This is a genomic window from Dyadobacter sp., assembly GCF_051859145.1.
Classification (GTDB): Bacteria; Bacteroidota; Bacteroidia; order Cytophagales; family Spirosomataceae; genus Dyadobacter.
In genome coordinates, this window is record NZ_JBHYGF010000188.1 from 711 (window position 1) to 7,928 (window position 7,218).

Here is a 7,218-nt window from a genome sequence, read left to right on the forward strand (position 1 = left end):
ACAAGCCCAGACAGGAAAGAAGAATAGCAATGGAAGCAAAAATGTTGAAAAGCGTACCTGTTTGCTCCTCCGACCTGTACAATGAATTAAAAGCTTCGTCCAGAAAAGCATATTGGAACGGAGTATCTGCATTGTACTGTGTCCAGGATTTTTGCGCCGCGGCAATCGCCTTTGCTGCATCTTCTCCTGTCGTTTTAATATATATCCGGGCCATTTGATTGGGTGCATTCTGGAAAATGACAGGTTCGATCTTCCGCTTCATCGAGGCGAAGTGAAAGTCTTTGACCACGCCGATAATTGTTCCCTCCGTATCCCAGAGTTTGAATCTTTTACCAATCGGATCTTTAATGCGGGCTGTTTTTACAGCTGTTTCATTGAGAATAAAGTGGCTGGAATCGGCCGGTGTATCCGAGAAGTTGGCGCCTGCGGCGAGCTGCATTTTGAAGAACGGGATAAAACTCTTGTCAACGCTCATGAACCGCATCATCATCGTTTCGCCGGGTTCTTTCCCATCCCAGTCATTGCTGCCAGTCTGTCCGCCAATCATCACGACATTGAAGTTGGATCTTGTAACGCTCGTTACGCCTGGATTCCCCATTAAATCTGCCTTCACCGCATCATAGTGGCCGGCCATTTTTCCCATTGCAAATGAAAGCACGTGCGCTTTGTCGTACCCCAATGATTTGGAGCGGATGTATTGCAGCTGGTTGTTGATCACCAATGTACCGGCAATGAGAATCACCGAAACTGTAAACTGGATCACCACCAATACTTTACGGAACAGTACTTCATTCAACCCGGCCGATACTTTGCCTTTCAGTGCTTTAAGGGGCTCAAACGACGACAGTAACAATGCAGGATAGATACTCGACGCGAGCAGCGTAGCCAGGATAGTACCCGCAAGAACCTGCCAGATCTGGTAATCGGCCAGATCCAGCACCAGTTTTTTCCCCGAAATTTGATTGAAAACAGGTATAAGCAGGATCATCAGGATAACCGCCATGAAAGCGGAAATCAGGAAAACCAGGACCGTTTCGACGAGAAATTGCGTGAATAGCTGCGACTTGTCGGCACCCACGATTTTTCGCATACTTACTTCCTTGGAGCGGAGCAGCGAGCGGGCGGTCGACAGATTTACATAATTAATGCAGGCTACTGCGAGGATCAGAAAGGCGATAATGCTGAAAGTACGCACGGTTTCAATACCTTGTCCGGTTCCATCCGACTTATACAAATGGACATTTGTTAAAGGTTGCAGCAGGTAAGTAAGGTCGGTATCATCGGGTTTGTTCCGCAAATGTATGTTCCGCAGTCTTTCAGCCAGGTTACCTACGGACGTACCTGGCTGAAAGAGCAGGAATGTGGTGTAGTCAAACTCATGAAAGTCGTTCTCACTGTTTTTACCATCGGTACGGTTGCTGTAAACGTCTTTGAAGCGCAGTGAGATCGGCAGGAATACATCAGCTTTGATGCTTGAATTTTCAGGAAAATCGTTGATTACACCCGTGACTTTGAATGGAACCGTGTAGCAGGTAACCACCTTTCCAAGTGCACGCTCGCTGCCGAAATACCGTTTTGCGGTGCTCTTGGTGACTACAATGGAATAGTTATCCGGAAACGGATTTCTCGCATCACCTTCTATCAATGGAAAATCAAAAATGGAGAAAAGTGCCGCGTCCGTGAAGTACGATTGTTCTTCGCTGAAAAGCTTGTTTTTGTATCTGAAGACGTTATAGAAACCGTTATAGGTCAGTCGGGCAGCATCCTTGATTTCTGGCAGCTCTCTTTTGGCGAAGCTGGCAATGGGCGCCACCGTACCCGACCATATCTGCTGGCTTGCACCTGTACCCACCCTGTTTTCGAGTTTGTAAATGTTTTCGGCCTGCTTGTTGAAGCGGTCGAAACTGAGCTCATCCTGCACCCAAAGCAGTATTAAAATACCAATTGCCAGACCGACAGACAATCCGGTACAATTAATAAGGGCATAAAACCGGCTGTTAGAAAGGTTTTGCCACGCTATTTTCAAGTAGTTGCTTATCATATTTCACCAGGACGATCAGACTTCCCGGGTTCAATGCCCTAAATAGTTTGCCAGCAAGGCAAGCGAGCCTAAACCGGCTCTGAGACAGAGATTTGGCTTAACTCAGCCAAAGAAGTAATGTTCGATAGCGAACAATGTTTGTTCGGTTGTGAGGCTGGGCTATTTAACAGAAGCGTAGGATAATCCAACCAATAGCTTGTATATTGCAAGTTCTACACACATTTAAGACAAACAGGTATGGAAAAGAATCGAATTAGCTGGTTTCGGATTGAAAATGAACAAGAGTATGACGTGGCACTAGCTCGTTATCAGGAAATCAAGCAAACAAACGGTCAATCTGACGAGCATAAAGAAAAGCTCTTACTGGCGCACCTAATTTCTGAGTTTGAGGAAAACACGAGCGATCTTCCTGAGGTTGTGCCTGTTGAACTTATTAAAATCAAAACGGAGGATTCTGCCCACTAGCTTCATTTCCGCTTTCTCCCAGAAACTCGTCAGTAAAGTGCCGGTGGCTTTGCTGCTGGGCGAATTTGCCTTCGTTGTACTTTGACGATTGGTTGCGCGGGATCGAGAGACTTTCCCATTGTTCGCCGCGCAGCATTTTGCAGATAAAAACGATCTGGCCGACGTGATAGGAATAATGCGCGAGCTGGCGGTTTAATGCTTCTACCACCGTGTGGCCTTCATTTCGAATGTAAACAATGCTTTCCAGCTGCGATTCAGAAAGTGTTTCGATTGCATCAAATAACGTTTGCCAGCCGCGCTCCCAATGCGCCATTAACCCGCTTTTATCCGCAAATGCATTCCCGAACTCCGCGTCGCGGTCTCGCCAGGGTTTTTCTCCGTCGGATGTCAGGAAATCTGTGAATCTCGAAAGCATATTGCCGGCCAGGTGGTTTATAATTACAGCAACACTATTGCTGTCCTCATTATACTGCCAGGACAGTTTGTCTTCCGGCAACTGGGCTATTGCCTTTTCACCCAGGTATTTGTAGTACCGGAATTGTTTCAGAATACTGGTTAAATAGCTTGATTCCATATATTACAGCTGAATGAATGCATTTACAAATTGCGAAAAATTTAATAAACACTTGTGCCCGAAATTGCTGCAGCATCAAATTGTAGTAAATCCAGCATTCCGGTAAATGCGGGCTGGAAAGGGGCGCGGATTTGCTGGCGACTCCCGAGAACAGGATGCGTAAACGAAAGTTCAGAAGCGTGCAGCATCATTTCCATCATTTCAAATTCCTCCTTGAAGTACCTGTTTTGCTTGTTGCATCCGTAAGGCCGGTCGCCGATGATCGGGTGGAAAATGTGCGCCATGTGCTTGCGAAGCTGGTGCATTCTGCCTGTGGTAGGTTTTAGCTCAACCACTGAATAGCGTGAAGTGGGGTGTTTCCCGATTTGAAAGCCGACTTCTGAATGCTGCAAAGTCCGCAGGGAAGTAAAGGCCTCCTGCACTGTACCGTTTTCCTTTTTCAGCGGATAGTCAATATCGAGCTGCTCCGGTGTGTAGCCGCGCACAATTGCGTGATAGATTTTGTCGACCAGCCCGTTCTGAAATTGCTGCTGCATCAGGCTGTTTACTTCCTCAGATAATGCGAATAGCAATACGCCGGCTGTTTTCCGGTCGAGACGATGTACGGGATAAACATGCTGCCCGATCTGGTCGCGCAGGATCTGCACTGCAAACTGGTCTGTATCGGCAGCAATGGAAGACCGGTGCACGAGCAAGCCGTGCGGTTTGTTGACAGCAATCAGGAAGTCGTCCCGGAAAATGATTGGAAGCTCGTCCATTGAAACAGCTTAAAAGATCGATAGCTGCTTATCTGTTTTTTCGGTCAGTACAGCATAAGAACTGGGCTTGATCCCTCGCAAGTATGGAAAGAGCCGCAGCAATGCATATTTGGCCTGCGTGATATAAAATGCCGCTTTGTTGTTTTTGTAAAGCAGCTTCAAAACATCATCGTGATAAAGGTGACAGATATCTTTTTTAACCTCAAAGCTCTCGGTTGCCAGCAGAAAGCGGAATAGAGCAGGTGTGTAGATATTGATATGCCCGTAGGAAAGGAAATGTTTTACCTTTTTATCAACATAAAATGAAAAATCAATGGGTACTTCAAAGATCTGGTATTTGGATACTCTTTTAATTTCTCTCAGCAATGTGCGCTCGTGCTCCACGTGTTCCAGTACATGCGAGCAGATAACCAAGTCAAAATGATTATCAGGATACGGAATTTTATAACCGTCAAAAAGCAGGATATCACGCAGGTTGCGGATGTTTTTCGACTTTATAAGCTCTATACCGCTTTCGGAAATCTCTACGCAATTCAGGTCCTGGCTGAAATTCCATTCGTCCAGCCATTTCAGGATACTCCCCTCCCCTGCGCCCACTTCGAGCACATTCCTGAAAGTAATTCCCCTGGCAAGCTCGACAATGTTCAGCGCTTTGTATTTGGCGCCGGTATTGCGCCATGCTACCGTGCCCTGGTCGTACTGGGAAGAGTAGGATCCTTTTACATTTTCAGAAATCTGCATATTTCAATACGAACAGGGTTTCTTGGTAAGGCTAGTCGAAAATCACTGGTGTTTTTTGTTGTACCTGATCCTGAAACGGATAATTCCCCAGAGTACCAGATATAAAATCCCGAGCAACAAACCGATCTCAAAACTGAATACCAGTGCAGTCCGGTCCATGATACTCTCGATCAGGTTGGTAACGATCAGCCCGGGCTCGTGAATGATATCCCAGCTGTTCATCCTCCGTACCCGGCCCAGGTATACGCCGAATCCGGCAAGCGGAAGACAGATCAGCAGCGTGATATTGGATGCCCGTTTTTCAAAAGCCCGTCTCCATGCCCGGTGAATCCAGTACAGGGAAACTAGTCCGTTGAAAAGGCTTACTTCGGCATAGAAAAATAGCATTATGGTATCATGCCAGGTCAGATCGCGCTGGTAATCCACCGACAAATGCGCCAGATCGGTGATCATGTAAGGCGCATTAGGGAAAAAAGCCAGCCAGGCTACGCTCAGCAGCGAGAGCCCGATGGGAATCTTGGTATATCTTTTGGTAAGACTGTCGGCAACAAATGCGATCAGAAGTGGAATCCAGCTCAGGAACAGGTTCCAGTCCATTGAAAAATCAACGGGCGCATTGAAAAGAATACGGATCAGGTGAAAAAATACGGCCGCCAGACTCAAAACGAGCAGCAGTAGCAGCGAGAACAAACCCTCCATGGTGATGATAGGAGGATCGGCGACGCTAAACTTGTAATTTCTTATCCAATCTATTAAACGGTCCAAACGTACTTAGTTTAAGTTCATGCTGTCGATTATTAGGCAAGACAAATGAAAGGGAAAATTGGCAACCTGTGGTTATATCATTGTTTTCATTATAAGGAACATTGGTATAATCACAGATCTGCGTTTCTCTTTCGCTTAACACCCGACGAACGCTGAAAACAACTTATGCCTGAGAAGGGTTATTATGTTCTTTTTTGGGTTTGCGGCGCTTTGGTCTGTTGCCGGAAGATTTCCCGGACCCCTCTTTGCTGCCCGACGGCCGCTTTCTGCCACCAGCCGAAGGCGCTCTGTGTTTTTTGGGTTCAAAAGCAGGAGCTTCGCCCAGGCCCAGCTCATTTGTAACGGATTTTTTCTCTAATTCCTTTTCAAAAAGACGTTCAATTTTCAGTACATATTTTTGGTCCTGCTCATTGATAAAAGTAATCGCCGTTCCCTTGGACTCTGCACGGGCCGTACGTCCAATCCGGTGAACATAATCCTCAGGATCACGCGGTACATCGTAATTAACCACGTGGCTCAGGTTATCAATGTCAATCCCGCGTGAAAGCACGTCGGTAGCGACGAGTACCGGGAATTTCCGGTTTTTAAAATTCCTCAAAACAATTTCACGGTCGGCCTGCTCAGAATCCGAGGAGATACCATGTGCTTCCATTCCCAGCTTCCGCAGTGATCTCACAATAGGCTCCACCGTCGATTTACGCGAGGTGAAAAGTACCATGCTCGTGCTCTGTACCTGGCTAAGCAGGTGAATGAGGAGCGGCAGCTTTTGTTCGTCTTTAGCCAAATAAAACTGTTGGTCGATCCGGTCAGCCGGACGGGACACAGCCAGTCTGATTTCCTCTGGTTGTTGCAGGATCCTTTTCGCAAGCTCATTAATTTTCGGGGGCATTGTTGCCGAGAACATCAGCGTTTGCCGTTTCGCAGGCAGGTAGCTCATGATTTTCAGGATATCTCCCAAAAAGCCCATATCCAGCATTCTGTCTGCTTCGTCAAGTACGAGGTGTTTGATATCACTGAAACTGACGTAACCAAGCTGCAAATGCGCGATCAAACGTCCGGGCGTGGCAATGATGATATCTGCTCCTTGTGTAAGTGCTTTTTTCTGCTGGTCCCATTCCGGGCCTTTGTTACCGCCGTACACCGCAATGCTGGTAGCGCCTACGAAGTACCCCAGCCCCTGAATCTGCTGGTCGATTTGTACAGCGAGTTCTCTTGTAGGTACCAGGATCAATGCGCCTGTATGTACATTGGACTGGTGCGCTACCTTGTCCAGGATCGGGATCAGGTAAGCGGCTGTTTTACCGGTTCCTGTCTGCGCGCAGGCAAGAAGGTCTTTACCGTCAAGAATATAAGGAATTGCCTGTTCCTGAATAGGTGTGGCTTGTTTGTAGTTCATAGATTCCACGGCGTTGATCACGTCCTCGTGGAGTTCAAATTCGTCGAAATTCAAAATTCAGCTTTTAAAATCCGCCGGCTTTTCGGCAGATGCGTTTATAGAAGAGCTGACTTTAATTTCCTAGTCAGCAAACCGCTTGATTTGAACAAATATAACAAAATCCGTCAAAAATGTAAAAGGAGCGGTATGAGGGCACTGGAAACGGTCTGCCTGTCACCTTTCCAATTAATACGCTTACTTGATCACTTTTTTATCAAATAATTCTACATTACCGCTACAAATAAAGATTAGCATTCTATATTTAAGATTTGTTGAGCGCAAACATTTAATGCCGTATGATTTTCGAGAGCGGTCCGGGCGAACAGCAGGAAAGATTTATCGAGTTTGATGGAAACTATAAAGTACTCTTTGAGCTGAACCCGCTGCCTATGTGGGTGTATGACATTGATACTTTTGAGGTCCTGAATGTAAATGAAGC

General features: G+C 46.5%; 7 protein-coding genes. 1 reads left to right on the forward strand and 6 read right to left on the reverse strand.

Translation table 11 applies throughout. From position 1 onward, the window contains the following. Window positions 1-2,041: ABC transporter permease (locus tag ACTIE6_RS12140; protein ID WP_439556889.1), on the reverse strand; the 2,041-nt coding region annotated here is incomplete at its 3' end. Between the two features lie 237 nt (window positions 2,042-2,278). Here ACTIE6_RS12140 and ACTIE6_RS12145 point away from each other — a divergent pair. Next, window positions 2,279-2,506, forward strand: a complete 228-nt coding sequence (locus ACTIE6_RS12145; protein ID WP_439556890.1) for a hypothetical protein — start codon at window positions 2,279-2,281, stop codon at window positions 2,504-2,506. Here ACTIE6_RS12145 and ACTIE6_RS12150 read toward each other — a convergent pair. The 5 genes from ACTIE6_RS12150 to ACTIE6_RS12170 form a co-directional block, all read right to left on the reverse strand. Next, window positions 2,481-3,080 (reverse strand): DUF1572 family protein, encoded by a 600-nt coding sequence (locus ACTIE6_RS12150; protein ID WP_439556891.1) that lies wholly within the window; start codon window positions 3,078-3,080, stop codon window positions 2,481-2,483. The genes ACTIE6_RS12145 and ACTIE6_RS12150 overlap by 26 nt on opposite strands. Window positions 3,081-3,121: 41 nt before the next feature. After that, a complete protein-coding gene (locus ACTIE6_RS12155) occupies window positions 3,122-3,838 on the reverse strand; it encodes a pseudouridine synthase (RefSeq protein WP_439556892.1) in 717 nt (238 codons plus the stop codon). Window positions 3,839-3,847: 9 nt separating this feature from the next. Then, window positions 3,848-4,579 (reverse strand): class I SAM-dependent methyltransferase, encoded by a 732-nt coding sequence (locus tag ACTIE6_RS12160; RefSeq protein ID WP_439556893.1) that lies wholly within the window; start codon window positions 4,577-4,579, stop codon window positions 3,848-3,850. Window positions 4,580-4,621: 42 nt separating this feature from the next. Beyond that, window positions 4,622-5,344 (reverse strand): DUF1361 domain-containing protein, encoded by a 723-nt coding sequence (locus ACTIE6_RS12165; protein ID WP_439556894.1) that lies wholly within the window; start codon window positions 5,342-5,344, stop codon window positions 4,622-4,624. 163 nt (window positions 5,345-5,507) lie between these two features. Beyond that, the gene (locus ACTIE6_RS12170; protein WP_439556895.1) at window positions 5,508-6,794 is read right to left on the reverse strand and encodes a DEAD/DEAH box helicase; all 1,287 of its coding nucleotides are present in this window, start codon (window positions 6,792-6,794) and stop codon (window positions 5,508-5,510) included. Between the last annotated feature and the right edge of the window lie 424 nt (window positions 6,795-7,218).

What these genes read in the sequence shown, in the direction of transcription:
- ACTIE6_RS12145 (WP_439556890.1), top strand. Translation starts at nt 2,279, where the DNA reads ATGGAAAAGAATCGAATTAGCTGGTTTCGGATTGAAAATGAACAAGAG.
- ACTIE6_RS12150 (WP_439556891.1), bottom strand. Translation starts at nt 3,080, where the DNA reads ATGGAATCAAGCTATTTAACCAGTATTCTGAAACAATTCCGGTACTAC.
- ACTIE6_RS12155 (WP_439556892.1), bottom strand. Translation starts at nt 3,838, where the DNA reads ATGGACGAGCTTCCAATCATTTTCCGGGACGACTTCCTGATTGCTGTC.
- ACTIE6_RS12160 (WP_439556893.1), bottom strand. Translation starts at nt 4,579, where the DNA reads ATGCAGATTTCTGAAAATGTAAAAGGATCCTACTCTTCCCAGTACGAC.